This is a genomic window from Ensifer sp. CCNWLY38, from assembly GCF_037120565.1.
Taxonomy (GTDB): domain Bacteria; phylum Pseudomonadota; class Alphaproteobacteria; order Rhizobiales; family Rhizobiaceae; genus Ensifer; species Ensifer adhaerens_H.
This window is the reverse complement of record NZ_JBBBBO010000002.1, coordinates 197,910-214,213: the sequence shown is the minus strand read 5'-3', so window position 1 is coordinate 214,213 and position 16,304 is coordinate 197,910. Positions and strand designations below refer to the sequence as shown.

Annotated in this window: 21 protein-coding genes, 1 tRNA gene and 1 pseudogene; 16 read left to right on the top strand and 7 right to left on the bottom strand. The window is 61.5% G+C overall.

Features of this window, described 5'->3' with window-relative positions:
• The first annotated feature begins 175 nt into the window (after positions 1–175).
• From V7S54_RS05275 to V7S54_RS05220, 12 genes are all read left to right on the top strand, one after another.
• Positions 176–484 (top strand): hypothetical protein, encoded by a 309-nt coding sequence (locus tag V7S54_RS05275; protein WP_336408422.1) that lies wholly within the window; start codon positions 176–178, stop codon positions 482–484.
• Positions 481–663, top strand: coding sequence for a hypothetical protein (locus V7S54_RS05270; protein ID WP_065376557.1), 183 nt, complete (start codon positions 481–483; stop codon positions 661–663). Before V7S54_RS05275 ends, V7S54_RS05270 begins: the two co-directional genes overlap by 4 nt.
• A 413-nt stretch (positions 664–1,076) precedes the next feature.
• A complete protein-coding gene (locus V7S54_RS05265) occupies positions 1,077–1,382 on the top strand; it encodes a hypothetical protein (RefSeq protein ID WP_065376558.1) in 306 nt (101 codons plus the stop codon).
• Between the two features lie 45 nt (positions 1,383–1,427).
• Positions 1,428–1,550, top strand: a complete 123-nt coding sequence (locus V7S54_RS05260; protein WP_268753074.1) for a hypothetical protein — start codon at positions 1,428–1,430, stop codon at positions 1,548–1,550.
• A gap of 28 nt (positions 1,551–1,578) precedes the next feature.
• Positions 1,579–1,842, top strand: a complete 264-nt coding sequence (locus V7S54_RS05255; RefSeq protein ID WP_065376559.1) for a DUF1488 domain-containing protein — start codon at positions 1,579–1,581, stop codon at positions 1,840–1,842.
• Positions 1,843–1,973: 131 nt separating this feature from the next.
• The gene (locus V7S54_RS05250) at positions 1,974–2,777 is read left to right on the top strand and encodes a formyl transferase (RefSeq protein WP_065376560.1); all 804 of its coding nucleotides are present in this window, start codon (positions 1,974–1,976) and stop codon (positions 2,775–2,777) included.
• Positions 2,778–3,116: 339 nt separating this feature from the next.
• Positions 3,117–3,419, top strand: coding sequence for a virulence factor (locus V7S54_RS05245; RefSeq protein ID WP_065376561.1), 303 nt, complete (start codon positions 3,117–3,119; stop codon positions 3,417–3,419).
• A complete protein-coding gene (locus V7S54_RS05240; RefSeq protein ID WP_065376562.1) occupies positions 3,412–4,014 on the top strand; it encodes a methylenetetrahydrofolate reductase C-terminal domain-containing protein in 603 nt (200 codons plus the stop codon). The genes V7S54_RS05245 and V7S54_RS05240 overlap by 8 nt, the downstream gene beginning before the upstream one ends.
• Positions 4,011–5,102 (top strand): methylenetetrahydrofolate reductase, encoded by a 1,092-nt coding sequence (locus V7S54_RS05235; RefSeq protein ID WP_058323481.1) that lies wholly within the window; start codon positions 4,011–4,013, stop codon positions 5,100–5,102. The genes V7S54_RS05240 and V7S54_RS05235 overlap by 4 nt, the downstream gene beginning before the upstream one ends.
• A 98-nt stretch (positions 5,103–5,200) precedes the next feature.
• Complete coding sequence (locus V7S54_RS05230) at positions 5,201–6,163, top strand: methyltetrahydrofolate cobalamin methyltransferase (protein ID WP_065376563.1); 963 nt, start codon at positions 5,201–5,203, stop codon at positions 6,161–6,163.
• Positions 6,164–6,304: 141 nt separating this feature from the next.
• Entirely contained in the window at positions 6,305–6,637 is a 333-nt protein-coding gene (locus tag V7S54_RS05225; protein ID WP_065376564.1) for a hypothetical protein, read from the top strand.
• A 154-nt stretch (positions 6,638–6,791) separates the two neighbouring features.
• Positions 6,792–8,864 (top strand): ASKHA domain-containing protein, encoded by a 2,073-nt coding sequence (locus V7S54_RS05220; protein ID WP_065376565.1) that lies wholly within the window; start codon positions 6,792–6,794, stop codon positions 8,862–8,864.
• A 150-nt stretch (positions 8,865–9,014) separates the two neighbouring features.
• Here the strand turns inward: V7S54_RS05220 and V7S54_RS05215 are convergent, their stop codons facing one another.
• Positions 9,015–9,323 carry a putative metallopeptidase gene (locus tag V7S54_RS05215; protein WP_336408423.1) on the bottom strand — a complete coding sequence of 103 codons (309 nt, stop codon included), beginning with the start codon at positions 9,321–9,323 and terminating at the stop codon, positions 9,015–9,017.
• Between the two features lie 97 nt (positions 9,324–9,420).
• On the opposite strand from V7S54_RS05215, the gene V7S54_RS05210 reads away from it, so the two are divergent.
• Together V7S54_RS05210 and V7S54_RS05205 are read left to right on the top strand one after the other, a co-directional pair.
• Positions 9,421–10,305 carry a hypothetical protein gene (locus V7S54_RS05210; protein ID WP_065376567.1) on the top strand — a complete coding sequence of 295 codons (885 nt, stop codon included), beginning with the start codon at positions 9,421–9,423 and terminating at the stop codon, positions 10,303–10,305.
• Between the two features lie 903 nt (positions 10,306–11,208).
• Positions 11,209–11,433, top strand: a complete 225-nt coding sequence (locus V7S54_RS05205) for a hypothetical protein (protein ID WP_065376569.1) — start codon at positions 11,209–11,211, stop codon at positions 11,431–11,433.
• Positions 11,434–11,436: 3 nt separating this feature from the next.
• On the opposite strand, the gene V7S54_RS05200 is transcribed toward V7S54_RS05205, so the two are convergent.
• A tRNA-Leu gene (locus V7S54_RS05200) sits at positions 11,437–11,510 on the bottom strand.
• Between the two features lie 184 nt (positions 11,511–11,694).
• Here V7S54_RS05200 and V7S54_RS05195 point away from each other — a divergent pair.
• Positions 11,695–11,874 (top strand): hypothetical protein, encoded by a 180-nt coding sequence (locus V7S54_RS05195; RefSeq protein WP_065376570.1) that lies wholly within the window; start codon positions 11,695–11,697, stop codon positions 11,872–11,874.
• A 348-nt stretch (positions 11,875–12,222) separates the two neighbouring features.
• Complete coding sequence (locus tag V7S54_RS05190; protein ID WP_065376571.1) at positions 12,223–12,534, top strand: hypothetical protein; 312 nt, start codon at positions 12,223–12,225, stop codon at positions 12,532–12,534.
• A 220-nt stretch (positions 12,535–12,754) separates the two neighbouring features.
• On the opposite strand, the gene V7S54_RS05185 is transcribed toward V7S54_RS05190, so the two are convergent.
• The 5 genes and pseudogenes from V7S54_RS05185 to V7S54_RS05165 all read right to left on the bottom strand — a co-directional run bounded on the left by V7S54_RS05185 (position 12,755) and on the right by V7S54_RS05165 (position 16,304).
• A complete protein-coding gene (locus tag V7S54_RS05185) occupies positions 12,755–13,240 on the bottom strand; it encodes a BA14K family protein (RefSeq protein ID WP_065376572.1) in 486 nt (161 codons plus the stop codon).
• Positions 13,241–13,615: 375 nt separating this feature from the next.
• Positions 13,616–14,083 (bottom strand): SRPBCC family protein, encoded by a 468-nt coding sequence (locus V7S54_RS05180; RefSeq protein WP_065376573.1) that lies wholly within the window; start codon positions 14,081–14,083, stop codon positions 13,616–13,618.
• Positions 14,084–14,146: 63 nt separating this feature from the next.
• Positions 14,147–14,485: an ArsR/SmtB family transcription factor gene (locus tag V7S54_RS05175; RefSeq protein WP_065376574.1), complete on the bottom strand. Its 339-nt coding sequence runs from the start codon at positions 14,483–14,485 to the stop codon at positions 14,147–14,149.
• Positions 14,486–14,598: 113 nt separating this feature from the next.
• Positions 14,599–15,455: pseudogene (locus tag V7S54_RS05170) on the bottom strand (transporter substrate-binding domain-containing protein).
• A 72-nt stretch (positions 15,456–15,527) separates the two neighbouring features.
• Positions 15,528–16,304, bottom strand: coding sequence for an ABC transporter ATP-binding protein (locus V7S54_RS05165; RefSeq protein ID WP_336408435.1), 777 nt, complete (start codon positions 16,302–16,304; stop codon positions 15,528–15,530).

The window sequence follows — 16,304 nt, the reverse complement described above, 5'->3', positions numbered from 1 at the left end:
CAGCAACGGCAGGCTCCTTGCGATCGCGCCTCACTCAGTTGCCCATCACGCCGCCGCCCGATTTCGCCCCGGACAAAATGAGGGCTTTTCACAGCGCGGTTTTTACCGCTACTCTGCGCTTAATATGGCGCGACAGCGCAACCTGTGCGCACCGGCTGGAATGAGAGGGAGCAACGTGCAAACCGAAGGCGAGCCCATCAACCTCTTGGCCCTGCTTTTGTTTCTCTTGTTTCTCTATGTAATGACGTTGCTGCTGCTTGGGAAAGCCATCCTGCATTGGTTCTCGCCCTATTGGACGCTGACCACCACAGCCCTTCTGCTCAGCGCCGCCTCGATCCTTTTCCTTCTCTTCCTGCCGGTACCGGTCCATTATCGGGGAACGATGTTCTGGGCTGCGAAAAACATGCTGCTTGGCGGCGCGCTTGCCGTTGTGGTCGGATATATCGTAGGTGCCATTCGCTCCTACCTACGGAGACACTCATGAGGTACGTCGTCGAATACCTGCCCTACGCCATAGGATCCGCCGCCGGTCTGCTTTTGGCCCTGCTGGTTGGTACGGTCTGCAACCTCACCGACGACGTGAAGTTGGTCGAGTCCGTGGCTCTGGTCGTGCTCGGCGGCGGTGTGGCCGAGTGGTACTGGAACAAATTAAGCCGGCGGTAGCAGGCGAGTCGTCATATCTGTGGCCCTATCTTTGCGCGGGGCCGTCATGACCGAAATCGCCAGTCAAAGCCAATTCGCCGGCAAGCGCTCCGGCCGCGTCGCACGCCTCCGCCAACATACACAACCGCCTCAATTGAAACTCAATCGACGCGCTATGTTAGGCAAGTAGATTTGGCCGATGTGGCTTTCGCGGTATCAAAACTTCGAACCGCCCCAATCTCCTAAATTCTCGACAGACAGGCAAGCTCGGTTCCAGTGCTTGCGGCCCACGCGTCGTCTCGAAACACATCTGCTTCGAGCCGTCTGTTCGCCCGCCCCATTGCAACGAGCAATCATTGATCCGTCGATAGCCGGCGCGCAACAGCTGTCCGGCCGAATGTCCCTACGCACGCTTAAAGAGGACGGAGACCATCATGAATACTCTATCTTTCACGAAACGCATCATCCGCAGTCCGCGCGACCAGCCACCGGTCCACCGCTTTCACGTTGGCCAGCTTGTCCGTTCCAGGGGGGCGCTGACGAGCGAGTCAATTGTCGGAGAAACGTATCGCATAACCGCGACGCTGCCGATCCGTGACAATGCGCTCCAGTACCGCATACGGAGCAACGGCGAATGCCATGAGCGGGTGACCGATGAAGGCAATCTGGAACTCGTCGATGCCGGCAAGGACGCGATCGCACGGGCCGAACGGGCGTTCAGAACCGCACACATCTTGTAAACACCAAGCCAAGCGGTCCGAACAGATCAGCCACAGGAGGCGATCATGAAGTACCACATACCGGCTCAGATCTATCTCTTCGACTATCGTGGTCTGCTTGCCTGGATTGCCCTTTCGCTCGCGGTTGCCGTCGTCATTACCACAATTCTCTTCGGCCGGGTCTTGTGATGGCGCGGCGCTGTACAAGGATCACGCCATGCCACTGAGCTTCCCAAACCAATCCCGAAGCTTCGATGGTGCGAGGAACGCCGTTCGCTTCCTTGGCCACGACGGCATGTTCGAAGTGCCCTTCTATGTCGAGGCGTCGGCCCTCGCCCGTGGCGCGCCCGCCCGGACGACCGAGGCGGCCTGCCTCCAGGCATTCGACGCCGCACGCAACTCGATCTACGAAGTCGCAAAAGCAGCATATGCCCAGGGGCGCCGGACAATCTATGTCCTCACGGCCGCCGACTTCCGCTAGAGCAGCCCGCTTTCAAGTGGAATCACTGAAAGCGGATAAGATCCTGGCATCTGCTCCCCAAGACCCGCCATTAAGCAGCCGGTAACGTGGCGGCCCCCATAGCTGTTGCGACCAACGCTTCAGGGGCCGGCATGGCGGACGCAGAAAACGAGACCATCACTACCGGCAAGCGGGCCGGCCGTATCGTCGTGGTCACGGCGGGCGGCGAGAACCCGTGGATCATGATCAATGCGCTCGCCGCGCGCTTTTCCGACATCACCGTCATCGAGGAACAGCCGGAATCGAAAGCTGTGTTCCTGCGCCGTCGCGTCCGAAAGCTCGGCTGGCTGACGGCGCTCGGGCAGCTTGCCACCATGATCGCCTCGCGCTTCGGCAAGCGCTTTACCCGCCGTCGTGCAGAGGAGATTGTTGCCACCTACAAGGTTTCGGACAGGCCCGATCCGTCGATCCCGGTCAAATCCGTGGTTTCGATCAACGACGCCGAAACTCTGGTGCACTTCCGCGCGCTGAAACCCGGTGTCGTTTTCCTCATAAGCTGCCGCATGCTGAAGGCCGAAACGCTTGCCGCGATCCCCTGCCCGGTCCTCAACTTCCACGCCGGCATCAATCCCGCCTATCGCGGCCTGATGGGCGGCTACTGGGCGCTGGTCAACGACGATGCCGAAAACTTCGGTGCGACCGTGCATCTGGTCGATGCCGGGGTCGACACCGGCAGCGTGCTCTACCAGTCACGCCAAAGGCCGAGCCAAAGCGACACGATGCACACCTACCCGCTGCTGCAGACGGCTGCTTCCACCGATATTGCGATCGCCGCAGTCACAGATGCGCTTGACGGAAATCTGCGGACTGTCGATGTCGCAGGTCCGTCACGACAATGGTTTCACCCGCCCATCTGGACCTGGCTGTGGAACGGGCTCACACGTCGTATCTGGTAAGCGGTGCAAAGGGTTATCGATCCGGTCGCATGCGCGCTAAAAGCCTGAAACTGTGGGCAATCCGCTCCGAACGGCATTGACACGCCCAGCCGCTCGACCGACGCTCGCGCGTCTCCTGAAGCGCGCTCGCGGCGGCTCGTCGCCCAGCGTCGTTTTTGGACATATCCGACGTCGTGGCGAGATGAGCCCGGACGCCTGTACATGCGCATTGTCGCACCTACAGCGCCGCGCGCCTTATCAGACGCGCAAAGGTCGCTGTAGCACTTTGAGTGCTGCATGTTTTTGATCTTTAATCGGCTCCGACTAAAGGAAACATGCAGGGGAGGAGAACGACACCCGATGGCAGATCGCATTATCGTCTACTGGCGCGACATTCCGGCCCAGGTCATCATCAAGAAGGGCCGCACGACGGCAAAACGCGAGCTGTCGCTGCGCTTCACCGAGGCGATCGACATGTGCGCCATGCGCACCGGTGCCGCCGAAACCGACGATTATCTCGCCGAATGGCGCAAGGCTGATCCGGTGCCGGTCTCCGACGAATTGGAAACGGAAGCGGATCAGGCCGCGGCCGAACTCGAAGCGGCCTATGACCGCGAGCGGCTCGTCGCACTGGTCAAGGCCGGAGGCCGCGACAATGGCTGATGCCAAACCTGCAGGCGAAGCGAAGATCATGAAGGGCAACGCAGCACCTGGGGCAAAGGCTGCGACCGGCGCCTATACCCCGACCGGGGTTTCTCCGAGCCGCCGGTCGCGCCACAAATATACGGTTCGCCTCTGGGCCGTGCGCAACTCCCGTTTCCTCGAGTGGTTCTACAACCGCTTCGCCGATGTATTCCTGCTCTTGCATCCGCTCTGGAACGCGATCGGATACGGCCGGGTCGAGCGGCCGGTGACCTTCGTCGAGCGTCACGTCAAGGGCTTCCTGTTCGACTGTCGCATGTGCGGCCAGTGCGCGCTGTCTTCAACTGGCATGTCCTGCCCGATGAACTGTCCGAAGCAGCTGCGCAACGGTCCCTGCGGCGGCGTGCGTGCCAACGGCAATTGCGAGGTCGAGCCGGACATGCCCTGCGTGTGGGTGCAGGCCTGGAAGGGCTCGCAGAACATGGAGAAGGGCAACGCGATCATGAATGTGCAGAAGCCGGTCAACCAGTCGCTGCGCGAAACCTCGTCCTGGCTGCGCGTGACGGCGGAAGCCGCAGCGCGCCGTGAAGCGGCATCCAAGGAAGGCCAGGCATGAGCCCAGACATCAATCCCTTCGATCCCGGCGCGCCGCTCGAGCCCCTGCCCGGCCATTCCTCCCGCGGCCGTCTGGAGCGTGTTCTGCGTCGCGGCGAATTTGCCGTTACCGCCGAGCTCAATCCGCCCGACAGCGCCAACCCGCAGGACGTCTACGAACGCGCGGCGGTCTTCGACGGCTGGGTCGACGGCATCAACGCGGTGGATGCATCCGGCGCCAACTGCCACATGTCCTCGGTTGGCATCTGCGCGCTTTTGACCCGCATGGGCTATGCGCCGATCATGCAGATCGCCTGCCGCGACAAGAACCGCATTGCCATCCAGGGCGACGTGCTCGGCGCCTCGGCGATGGGGGTGCAGAACATCATGTGCCTGACCGGCGACGGCGTGCAGGCCGGCGACCAGCCGGGCGCAAAGCCGGTCTTCGACCTTGATTGCATGTCGCTGCTCGAAACCGTGCGCATCATGCGCGACAATTCGAAATTCCTTTCCGGCCGCAAGCTGACGACGCCGCCGCAGGTGTTCCTGGGTGCCGCGATCAACCCTTTCGCGCCGCCCTATGATTTCCGCCCCTATCGTCTGGCCAAGAAGATCGAGGCCGGCGCGCAGTTCGTCCAGAGCCAGTACTGCTTCGACGTGCCGATGTTCCGCGAATACATGAAGAAGGTGCGCGACCTCGGCCTGCATGAAAAATGCTACATCCTCGTCGGCGTCGGGCCGATGGCATCGGCCAAGACCGCCCGCTGGATCCGCTCCAACGTGCCGGGCATCCATATCCCCGACAGCATCATCACCCGGCTTGAAGGCGCGCAGGACCAGAAGAAGGAAGGCAAGCAGCTCTGCATCGACATCATCAACGAGGTGAAGGAGATCGAAGGCGTCTCCGGCATCCACGTGATGGCCTATCGCCAGGAAGAATATGTCGCAGAGATCGTGCATGAATCGGGCGTGCTGAAGGGCCGCAGGCCCTGGAAACACGAGACGCTGCCTGAGGATGCGCTCGTTGCCGAGCGGCTGGAGCATATTCGCGAAGGCAAGGAAGAAAACCAGCAGCAGATGGCCGAAGCCGCAGCCCATCATCCGCACTGACCAGACCGCAGACAAAACCGGCGCCGATCAGAAGGCGCCTATCATCGACTTCATGGGCGTGATTACATAGCCCGACGCCAAATGACAAAGGACCCTGCATGACCCGGACCATCGTCGCTTCCGCCACCCGCGAGATCATCATCGGCTTCGACCAGCCGTTCTGCGTCATCGGCGAACGCATCAACCCGACCGGCCGCAAGAAACTCGCCGCCGAAATGATCGAGGGCAACTTCGACACGGTGATCAAGGATGCGCTGGAACAGGTCGCAGCGGGCGCGACAATGCTCGACGTGAACGCCGGCGTCACCGCCGTCAACCCGAACGAGACCGAGCCGCCGCTGCTCGTCAAGACGCTCGAAATCGTCCAGGGCCTCGTCGATGTACCGCTGGCGATCGACAGTTCCGTCACCGCTGCGATCGAGGCGGCACTGCGCGTTGCCAAGGGCCGCCCGCTGGTCAATTCCGTCACCGGCGAAGAGGAGAAGCTCGAAGCGATCCTGCCGCTTGTCAAGAAATACGACGTACCGGTGGTGGCTATCTCCAACGATGAAACCGGAATCTCGATGGACCCGGACGTGCGCTTCGCCGTAGCCAAGAAGATCGTCGAGCGCGCCATGGATCACGGCATCAAGCCGCACGACATCGTCGTCGATCCGCTGGTCATGCCGATCGGCGCCCTGGGCGACGCGGGCCGGCAGGTCTTCGCGCTGCTGCGGCGGCTCCGCGAGGAGCTGAAGGTCAACACCACCTGCGGCCTCTCCAACATCTCCTTCGGCCTGCCGCACCGCCACGGCATCAATGCCGGCTTCATCCCCATGGTTATCGGCGCCGGCATGACGTCTGCGATCATGAACCCCTGCCGCCCGCAGGAAATGGAAGCCGTGCGCGCCGCAAACGTGCTGAACGGTACCGACCCGAACTGCACCCACTGGATCAAGACCTATCGCGACCACAAGCCGGCCGAGGGCGGCCACGTCGTTGCGGCCGCACCGGCAGCAGCTTCCGGTGGACGCCGCGGCGGTCGCGCGGCCCGCACCGGCGGTGCGGCTGCGAGCGAGTAGGTTGCGTCTTGGGAGGGGGAACGGCATGAGAAGCCATCCGCGTCTCGTCGCCGCCCTCCTCCCGTCGCATTCGCGGTGATACAAACGGGAGCGCTGTAACACCGACTTCGGCACCCCACCTCGCAGCACAAGGGATCACCCATGACACGCCGCCTTCGCCTCGATGCCGCGACCCTCTGGTTCGAAGCACCCTTCGTCATCGCCATCCGGCTGCAGGAAATGCAGATGGCGGCGCTTACGGGCAAGTCCCACGACGTAACCGAGCTTCACCGCATGATCTCCGAGAAGATCGCGGCCTCAGCGGAAAGCGTCATGGCCGTGAACATGGCCCTTTGGAAAGCTGCCTTCGACAACACGCTGCGGCTGATGGCCGGCGGCGCGGCCTCCGGCCACGGCACGGCGATTGCTTCCGCCGCTCTGAGGCCCTATGGCAAGCGGGTGCGCAGCAACGCCCGGCGTCTGTCGCGCAAGTAGCCTGACCGGCCGCCAAGCCTCACGCCTTAACTGTTTGAAACAGATGCTTCCATGTCGGGATTGGACAACTATCGGGCGGCGTTCCGGTGCAGTCTGAAACCGTTTAGCCGTGCTTCGCTCACCTGTTGAAGCGGACCTGACGAAAGACTAGAGCATGCGCATCGAAGGCACTTCCGAGATCGAGACCAACATGACCGAAGCCGCGCAAAAGGAACCTCTGGTGCTGTTCATGCCTTCGGGCAAACGCGGCCGCTTCCCGGTCGGCACCCCGGTTCTCGATGCCGCCCGCAAGCTCGGCGTCTATGTCGAAAGTGTGTGCGGCGGCCGCGCCACCTGCGGGCGCTGTCAGATCGTGGTGCAGGAAGGTAACTTCGCCAAGCACAAGATCGTTTCTTCCAACGAGCACATCTCGGAAAAGGGCGCCAAGGAAGATCGCTACGAGAAGATCCGCGGCCTGCCCGATGGCCGCCGCCTCTCCTGTTCCGCCCAGATCCTCGGCGACCTCGTCATCGACGTGCCGCAGGATACCGTCATCAACGCCCAGGTCGTTCGCAAGGCCGCAACCGACCGGGTCATTGAGCGCAATGCCGCCGTCCAGCTCTGCTATGTCGAGGTGGACGAGCCCGACATGCACAAGCCGCTCGGCGACCTCGACCGGCTGAAGGTGATGCTGGAGAAGGACTGGGGCTGGAAGGATCTCCTGATCGCGCCGCACCTGATCCCGCAAGTGCAGACCATCCTGCGCAAGGGCAACTGGGCGGTCACCGCCGCGATCCACCGCGACATGGATTCCTCGCGCCCCTTCATCGTCGGCCTGTGGCCGGGCCTGAAGAACGAGGCCTATGGTGTTGCCTGCGACATCGGCTCGACGACCATCGCCATGCATCTGGTCTCGTTGCTTTCGGGCCGCATCGTCGGCTCCTCGGGCACGTCGAACCCGCAGATCCGCTTCGGCGAAGACCTGATGAGCCGCGTCTCCTATGTGATGATGAACCCGGACGGTCGGGAAGCCATGACAAAGGCGGTGCGCGAGGCGGTCAATGGCCTGATCGGCAAGGTCTGCGCCGAAGGTGAAGTCGACCGTCACGACATTCTCGACATGGTCTTCGTCGGCAACCCGATCATGCACCACCTGTTCCTCGGCATCGACCCGACCGAGCTCGGCCAGGCGCCGTTTGCACTCGCCGTGTCCGGCGCGCTGCAATACTGGGCACATGAGATCGACATCGACGTCAACCGCGGCGCCCGGCTTTACATGCTGCCCTGCATCGCCGGTCATGTCGGCGCCGATGCCGCGGGTGCGACGCTTGCCGAGGGCCCCTATCGCCAGGACAAGATGATGCTGCTCGTCGATGTCGGCACCAATGCCGAGATCGTGCTCGGCAACAAGGACCGCGTCGTCGCCGCCTCGTCACCCACCGGCCCCGCCTTCGAGGGTGCTGAAATCTCCTCGGGCCAGCGCGCCGCCCCCGGCGCCATCGAGCGCGTGCGTATCGACCCCGAAACGCTGGAACCGCGCTTCCGGGTGATCGGCGTCGACAAGTGGTCGGACGAGGAAGGTTTTGCCGAGGCGGCCGCCTCCGTCGGCGTGACAGGCATCTGCGGCTCGGCGATCATCGAGATCGTCGCCGAGATGTACCTTTCCGGCATCATCTCGCAGGATGGCGTCGTCGATGGCGCGATGGCGGCGAAAAGCCCGCGCATCATCCCCAACGGCCGCACCTTCTCCTATCTGCTGCACGAGGGCGAACAGCGCATTACCGTGACGCAGAACGACATCCGCGCCATCCAGCTCGCCAAGGCAGCGCTTTATGCCGGCATCAAGCTGCTCATGGAAAAGCTTGATGTCGACCATGTCGACACCATCCGCTTCGCCGGCGCCTTCGGCTCCTTCATCGACCCGAAATACGCGATGGTGCTGGGGCTGATCCCGGATTGCGACCTTGAGGAAGTGAAGGCCGTCGGCAACGCCGCCGGCACCGGCGCGCTCATGGCGCTCCTGAACCGCGGCCACCGCCGCGAGGTCGAGCAAACCGTCAGCAAAATCGAGAAGATAGAGACGGCGCTTGAATCAAAATTTCAGGAGCATTTCATCAACGCCATGGCGATGCCGAACAAGGTCGACGCCTTCCCGAAGCTCTCCGCTGTGGTGACTTTGCCGGAGCGCAAGGTGGCGGCGGATGATGGCGATGGCGGCGGCCGCCGGCGGAGACGCAGCCGGGAATAGGAAGAGCGGGCGGACGCGAGATAAGTCTTGGCGCCTGCAGAATCGGATCCGTTATCGCGTGCGCCGAAAGCATCGACGTCCTGGGCGGCGTGATAGACCCAGTGCTCGACCAGAGCCATGAACCCGGCGTCTCCGCATCCCCTGCAGTAGTCAGCGTCCAGCGATGATGAAATCAGGGATCTGGCCGATCTCAACCCGGGCGCGTGACCACTTGCCCATCGTGCCCTGCGGAGATCCTGTCTCGCACTGGCCGATTACGCGGCGGCCCTTCTTGCTGTTGCCGACCGTGGTCCAGAGGTAGCCGATGTCGGCGAAGCTGAGGTGGAGATGGTCCGGATTGTGGACCGGAGACGATGGGTCGAGAAACATCGCGTCCACCCAGTCTGGCATGTCTTCCGCAGTGGTGAAAGCGGGCGAGGTATTGTCGTCGAACATTGTCGATGGCGGTTGTGGACGCATCAAATCACCACTGAGTTTTCACCCATAGCCGCAGTTGCGGCGCCCTTGTCAGCCACCGGCCCATTCGATAGTTCTCAACCCAAGATGGGGGAAGATGATGACGAACGCAGTTGCGCCTGTCGGGCGAAGATTTTCTCAGGTTTACATGCAGCCGAACGAACTCTTGCCAGACAGCAAGCGCGCCCGCATGCGTATGGGCCACGTATTCGTCGAGTACATGGACAAGGAGACCTTCGGCATAGTTCTCGCCAAAAAACTCGGGATCTCAGTGCCGGTAAACTATCGCTACCCGACTTACTGGCCAGGAATTCTCGAGAAGATGGAGCTTCGAGACTTTCTGGATGCCATCACGATCCTGTACGGCACCCTCAATAACTCATTCCAACCTGATCGTACCCGCATTTTGCGCGAACGTTTTCTGCGCGATGCTCGCGAGGTCTTCGAAGAGGAAAAAGTCTCCTATCGAATCGACGATGGGGGAGGTGTGCACCTCAAAGTAGACGCTGCGTTCGAAGGCGCGCGAGTGACACTAATCTCCGGGCTAGGAAGCGCTCGGTACGATAATGTCCGCTCGAATCTTGATGCGATGCTGCAAGCACTGGACGAAACACCGCCGGACTATAAGCACGCCGTCCGATCGGTTTTCTCGGCAACCGAAGGGTTATTTAAGCTCACTTTTCAACGCCCCCTCCAATTGAACGTCGCGGAGATCCAGACACACCTAAAGCCCACCATTGACCGCGTCTACGCCGGGGACCCGTACGCTCAGCGCAGTTCACAGAAACAGGTTGAATCCTTCCGCGACTGGGTTGCCAGTATCCACTTCTACCGGCACGAGCCAGGGAATGAAGAACCAACTTCGCCACCGGCGGAGACTGCGATCCTTATGGTAAGCCAAGGGATGGCCTTCATCAGATGGCTTGCGTTTTTGGATCAATCTCTGGTGTCGCCACCTCTACCCACTCCTGAGGGCACAAGTTGAGACATCGGGGAAGCATCTGACGTATGCCTGGAACGACGAAACGGCGGGATAAACTCCGAGAGATTTGTGAGCGTCTTCTCTCCGGAGGGCCGCTCCACAAAATCCTCATTACTATCGGTGCCGCGTCAATAGGTCCTGGGGCTCTCTATGGGGTTATCGATGCGCTCATTGCCGGCGAGGTCCACAGGCGCGGCGCCGTCGTATTGACCGCCAACGAAGACCCTTTCGAATTCTACGCACTGATGCTGGTTGGTGGCGTAGGCGCTACCCTTGGTACCCTTGTGGCTGCTGCCTTACTGGTCGTGGTGCTAAAAGGTCGCGCGTCGCGCTCAAACTGAGTCATCGAGGACCGGGCCAAAGGTCCGGCTCCCTATTCAGGCATGCGGGATCCTGTTCATCTCCGGTTTTGGTTGCCGTGATACAATTCGCGAGTCGGATGCATCCAAGAGGAGCCAAGCATGAGCCGTAATACCGTCCTTGGAATAATTCTTGCCGTGGTGGTCATCATCCTCGTCGTCCTTCTAATGCCAAAGAAGGAGACGGCTACGGAAACTGCGACACCGCCGGCGACCACGACTGAGCCGACGACATCTCAACCGTCGACAACCACTCCATCGACTACGGAGCCGACGACCACACAGCCATCGACCACGACACCATCGACGTCTGAGCCGTCGACGACGACACCGTCCACTACTCAGCCATCTACGACGCAACCTTCAACCACGACGCCTGCTCAATAAAGCCTATTAGCGCGACCACCCTCCCGCACAGTCGGCCATTGGTGGTCGCGCACGTTGAGGTGCTCATATAGTCGAACCTCGTTCCTTTCGGGTTGAGGTTTGCCCTTGCGACAAAGCCATTTATCGTCCCTTGCTAATATGAAGTCTGGAGGAGATGACGATGGGGAACGAGTGGGCAACGCTTGAGGCCGAATACCAAGGCAACGACATTGAAGTGATCTCTACTGATCCGCTGCTTGGTCGCCTTCAACTCATGGCAGAACAAGAAGAGGTCGTTGAGGTCATGCTCGATCGTGCGACGGCGGCGCAACTCATATCCGCGCTGATGCAGTTCCTTGCGCACGGCGAAGGCGACGACGCGCCGAGTTTCTCTCCGGCGCAATGACTTTGGTTCAGGCTCCACGGTTCGAACGTGGGATGTCGGTACCTAAGACCGATGCCTTACCGCTTGGCTAAGCCTGAAAGCCTGAGAATGGTTGCGGCGACAGGATGCGAACCTGCAACCTCTAGCTTATGAGGCTGGCGAGCTACGCCGACACCAGCCGGTTGTGGGCAGAGAATTCACCACTTGCTATTGGACGCGGACCGCGCGAACTTTTTGCGCTGAGCGTTTTCGAGACCGGCACACACATTGGGGGGATGGCAGATGGGTAACATCGATCAGATAATCATGTTTGGCGCCGGTCTCTGGATGACGGCGGCAGGCTTTGGCTACGTTCAGACGAACACTCAAGTTCCTTGGCTCGTTCAGCTCACAAAGCATTTTCGATGGATGGGGCCGCTTTTGATCGTTATCGCTATCATTCTGGTGTTCGCCCCAAGCTAGACTGGCGAGCTTTCGGACTGCTCTACGTCGTCACAATCACAACTTCTGAAATATCCTCGAACGAGTGCAGAACGGCTGCGGTACGGAACAAGCCCACGCGCGCGGCTCTAACCCAAATGGGTGAGGAACGTAGGCGAAACAGCGAACCGCCTTTTGGTTGTGCAGCAGCCTCGCCTTTTTCCCGACCACCCTACCGCATAAACGGCGGTCATTGGGTGGTCGCGCTTGCCCAGCCTGGGCTATCTTACTCTTCACCAGACGTGGACACTCGATATTTCAGCTTGCCTTAATTCCAGCGGCAGGCGACGGTCTGATGAATCGTATTCTTTGAACTGGCATCCAAAACCTATGAACGACAAAGTTTTCGACACCCTGACCGGCATGTACTTTACCGTCGACGATCCCGATGGCACCTATGGCACCGGCCAGATCATCCGTCTCGCCGCCGAAGGCATCTATTTCATTCGCTACGACGGCAACGAGGTGGAACTGCCGATGGAGCTCGTCTCGCTCGGCGAGATGCTGCAGACGACCGAAGAAGATTACAAGCTCTGGCGGTTCTTCGACACGATCGAGGAGCGGGACAAGTGGATCGAATGGCTGGATGCGCCCTCGAAGCCACGCGTCGTCACGCTGGTGCGGCCGACACCGACCAAGTAAGGGCTCGCCGCAACGCTCTCGGCCGCCAACCCTGCCGCTCCTCGCGGGAAATCGGGCAACCCACCAGATTGGTCGGAAGGTGGAGACGACGGCCGTCCCGAAGCTTTTCGGCCGCCGTCATTGCCGAAGGGCAAACTGGCGGCGGACGAAGGCGGCCACAGGGCGCATCGATGGCCATCAAGGCTTCGAACCCATGGCCACCGTCAAGCAGGCGTGCCGATCAGTAATACGGCGACACGCATTCCTGGCGCGGCCCGTAATAGGGCTGGAAAGTGTTGTCATAGGCGTTGTACGAACGGTAGCGGTCATAGCACCATTCGACATGCGCAGACGGCGCGTTGGAATAGACCCTGCGGGGCGGCTGCGCGATCGCGCCACCGATAACCACTCCGGCCCCGAATGCCGCCAGAGGATACCACCACCCGTCACTGTGCCGACGGTACCCGTCGCGACGGTAGCGGTAGCCCTCGTAGCCATTGTAATAGCCGTATCGTGGACCCGCATTGTAACGGTTGCCGCCGTAGCGGTAGCCGTTATACCCGCGCTTGTGCGGCGGTCCGCCGTAGTGACCTGGCTTGTGGTGGATCAACTCGACCGGCTGGGAAACTGACTGCCCCACCGAAACGGGAGACATGGGCACGGCCTGCGCCGAGACCGCCGACAGTGCCGTAGCCGCGGCTACGAGTACTGCACCTATTCTTTTCATGGCATCATCCAACTGTTTTTCGTCGGGTCATTTTCCGGCACCCGTCATGAACCTCAGATGAACGTGCGTAGCTTGGCGCAGCGTCGATCCTCAAAGCAGCGGGAGCCCATGACCAGATGAAGATCATCATTCCGTAGTGGGGCAACAAAAAAGGCCGGGGCGAAATCGCACCGACCTTCCTCATCATCGCTCTTACACCAGTGCCAGTACATCCGTGGTCAAAAGTCTAAAGCGACGCGGCGATTGCGAGCGGCGAGAATTTTCAGCGCTCATAAGCAATACCGATGGCCGGGTATATACGGGGCGATTGTGTTCGAAACAAGGTTGGAAGCGCGCCGCCCTCGATGCGACGCCGAACCAACCGGGCTCGACACTTCACCCCACCTTCTCCGCAAACGCTGCGAGCAGCCCTGCCCAGCCACCTTCGGAATCGAGCGAGGCACGAGCCACCTCCGCCTTCGCGCCGTAGTTGGCGAGGTCGCGATGTTCGAGCCGCACGGTGGTGCCGCCTTCCGGCGTCGGTTCGAAGGTCACCTCCACCTCGGTTTGAAATTCCGCATCGAAATTCCAGTCGGCATTGAGCTGCCAGGCGAAGAGGATCCGCTTCGGCGGCTCGTAAGCGAGCACCCGCCCCCAGTCCTTTTCCTCGCCCGAAGTGCCCACCTCATACCAACGGCCGCCGGCGGCGGGTTCGACGATAACAGCCCTCTGGCCGCTCGCCGTCAGGCTGTGGGTCTTCAGCCACCAGTCGCCCATGCGCGCGACGAAGATCTCGAAGGCGCGCTCCGGAGGAGCGCTGACGGTTACGGATTTGCGCACCGGCGCCGGTTCGATCCTCTGCATGTCCTTCCTCCCGTTGCTGACGTGGTCACGGTGGAGGCGTGTCGACTGTAGGGCTTCCGCCCCCTATCGCTCCGGTGCCCTCGGCTCAGTTCCCGAAGCCTCGTCGCCGTCGGCCAGCGCCTTGAAGGCGGCGAGCTGATCCTCCCAGAAGCGATCCAGCCATTGCCTGAGCGGCCCAAGGCCCGCCGGATCGATCGAATAGATGCGCCTCTGGCCCTGAGGCTCGTCGGTGACCAGCCCCGCCTCCTTCAGCACCTTCAGATGCTGCGAGATCGCCGGCTGCGAGACCGGCAGGGACCGGGCGACATCAGCAACCGAGGAACGTCCCTTGGCAAGCTTCTCGAAGATCGCCCGGCGCGTCGGGTCCGCGAGCGCAGTGAGCACTTTTCCTTCATAAGTCATGACTTATAATAAGACACTACTTATGAGAGTCAACCGCTAGCGCCGCCACGCAAAAGCGCCGCGCGTTCAGCGGAACACGCGGCGCTTGGGTCGAGAGCGGTGACGACCGCGGATTATTGCGGCGTCAGGTCGAAGCCGAACCACTTTTCGGACAGGCGCTTGATGGTGCCGTCGGCCTGGCGGCGGCGATGGCGTCGTCAAACAGCGCCTTCAGCTCGGTATCGCTCTTGCGCAAGCCGACGGAGCTGCCGGCGCCGAGGAAGCCGCCCTGGAAGCGCGGGCCGACGATGACCATGTCGCTGTTGGCGGGCTTTTCGACCGCGGTCTTCAGATAGCCCATCGACGCCATGACGAAATCGACGCGGCCGGCGACGAGATCGAGGTCGTGCTGCTCGGTCGTCTTGTATTCGCGCACCTCGACGACGTCCTTCAGGTATTCGTCGATGAAGCGCGCGGCGATCGAGGCGGTCTGGACGCCGATCGTCTTGCCTTCGACCAGCGGCTTCAATTCATCGACCGCCTTGCGCGCGCCGGCCTCGTTGGAGGCGAGCGAGAACAGTTCGCCCTTCATCGGCAGCGTTTCCAGCTCGCCGCCCTTCAACGTCGCGAAGGCCTGGCCGGTGCTGCCGTAGGACATCGAGAAGTCGATGACTTCCTTGCGCTTTTCGGTTGCCGACATGCCGGCCATGATCGCGTCGAACTTGCCGGCGTTGAGCGCCGGGATCAGGCCGTCGAAGGACTGCGCGATGATGGTGCACTCGACCTTCATATGCTCGCAGAGAACCTTGCTGAGCTCGATCTCGTAGCCGTCGAGGGTGCCGTCCGCCTTCGTCAGATTGTAGGGCGGAAAGGCGCCTTCGGTGGCGATCGTGATCTTCGTCCACTTCTTGTCTTCGGCCTGAGCCGGCATGGACATCAGCCCCGCGGCAACGGCAAGCGCCGAAGCCATGATTGCGGTCATCTTTTTCATTACAGCATTCCCCTTTTTGTGGATGTTGATTGGTTTGGTTGTTGGTAATCGGTCTGCAGCTCGCGGCAGATCTCAACTCTTGATGAACTGGCGGAAGCGTTCGGACTTCGAACGGGTGAAGACCTCGTGCGGCGGTCCCTCCTCCTCGATCGTTCCCTTGTGCACGAACACGACGCGGCTCGAGACGTCCCGGGCAAAGCCCATCTCGTGGGTCACCACCAGCATGGTCCGCCCTTCTTCGGCCAGCCCCCGCATGACGCGCAACACCTCGCCCACCAGTTCCGGATCGAGCGCCGAGGTGGGTTCGTCGAACAGCATCGCCTTCGGGCGCATCGCAAGCGCGCGGGCGATCGCGGCGCGCTGCTGCTGGCCGCCGGAGAGATGCGAGGGATAGTGGTTGCGCTTGTCGGCGATGCCGACCTTGGCAAGCAGCGCTTCGGCCTCTTCCACGGCCTCGGCGCGCGGGCGCTTCAGCACATGCACCGGCGCCTCGATGACGTTTTCGAGCACGGTCTTGTGGGACCAGAGATTGAAGCTCTGGAACACCATGCCGAGTTCGGAGCGGAGGCGGTCCACCTGCTTCTGATCGGCCGGACGGCTGCGCCCGTCGCTCAGCGTTTTCAGCCGGATCGCCTCGCCGGCGACCTCGATCGTGCCCGAATTCGGCACCTCCAGCATGTTGATGCAGCGAAGCAGCGTCGACTTGCCGGAGCCGGAGGATCCGAGAATGGAAATCACTTCCCCCTCGCGTGCGTCAAGTGACACGCCTTTCAGCACTTCGACGGGGCCGAAGCTCTTGTGAAGATCGTGCACGCGGATGGCAACCGGTGCAGTGACGGCGGCGGACAT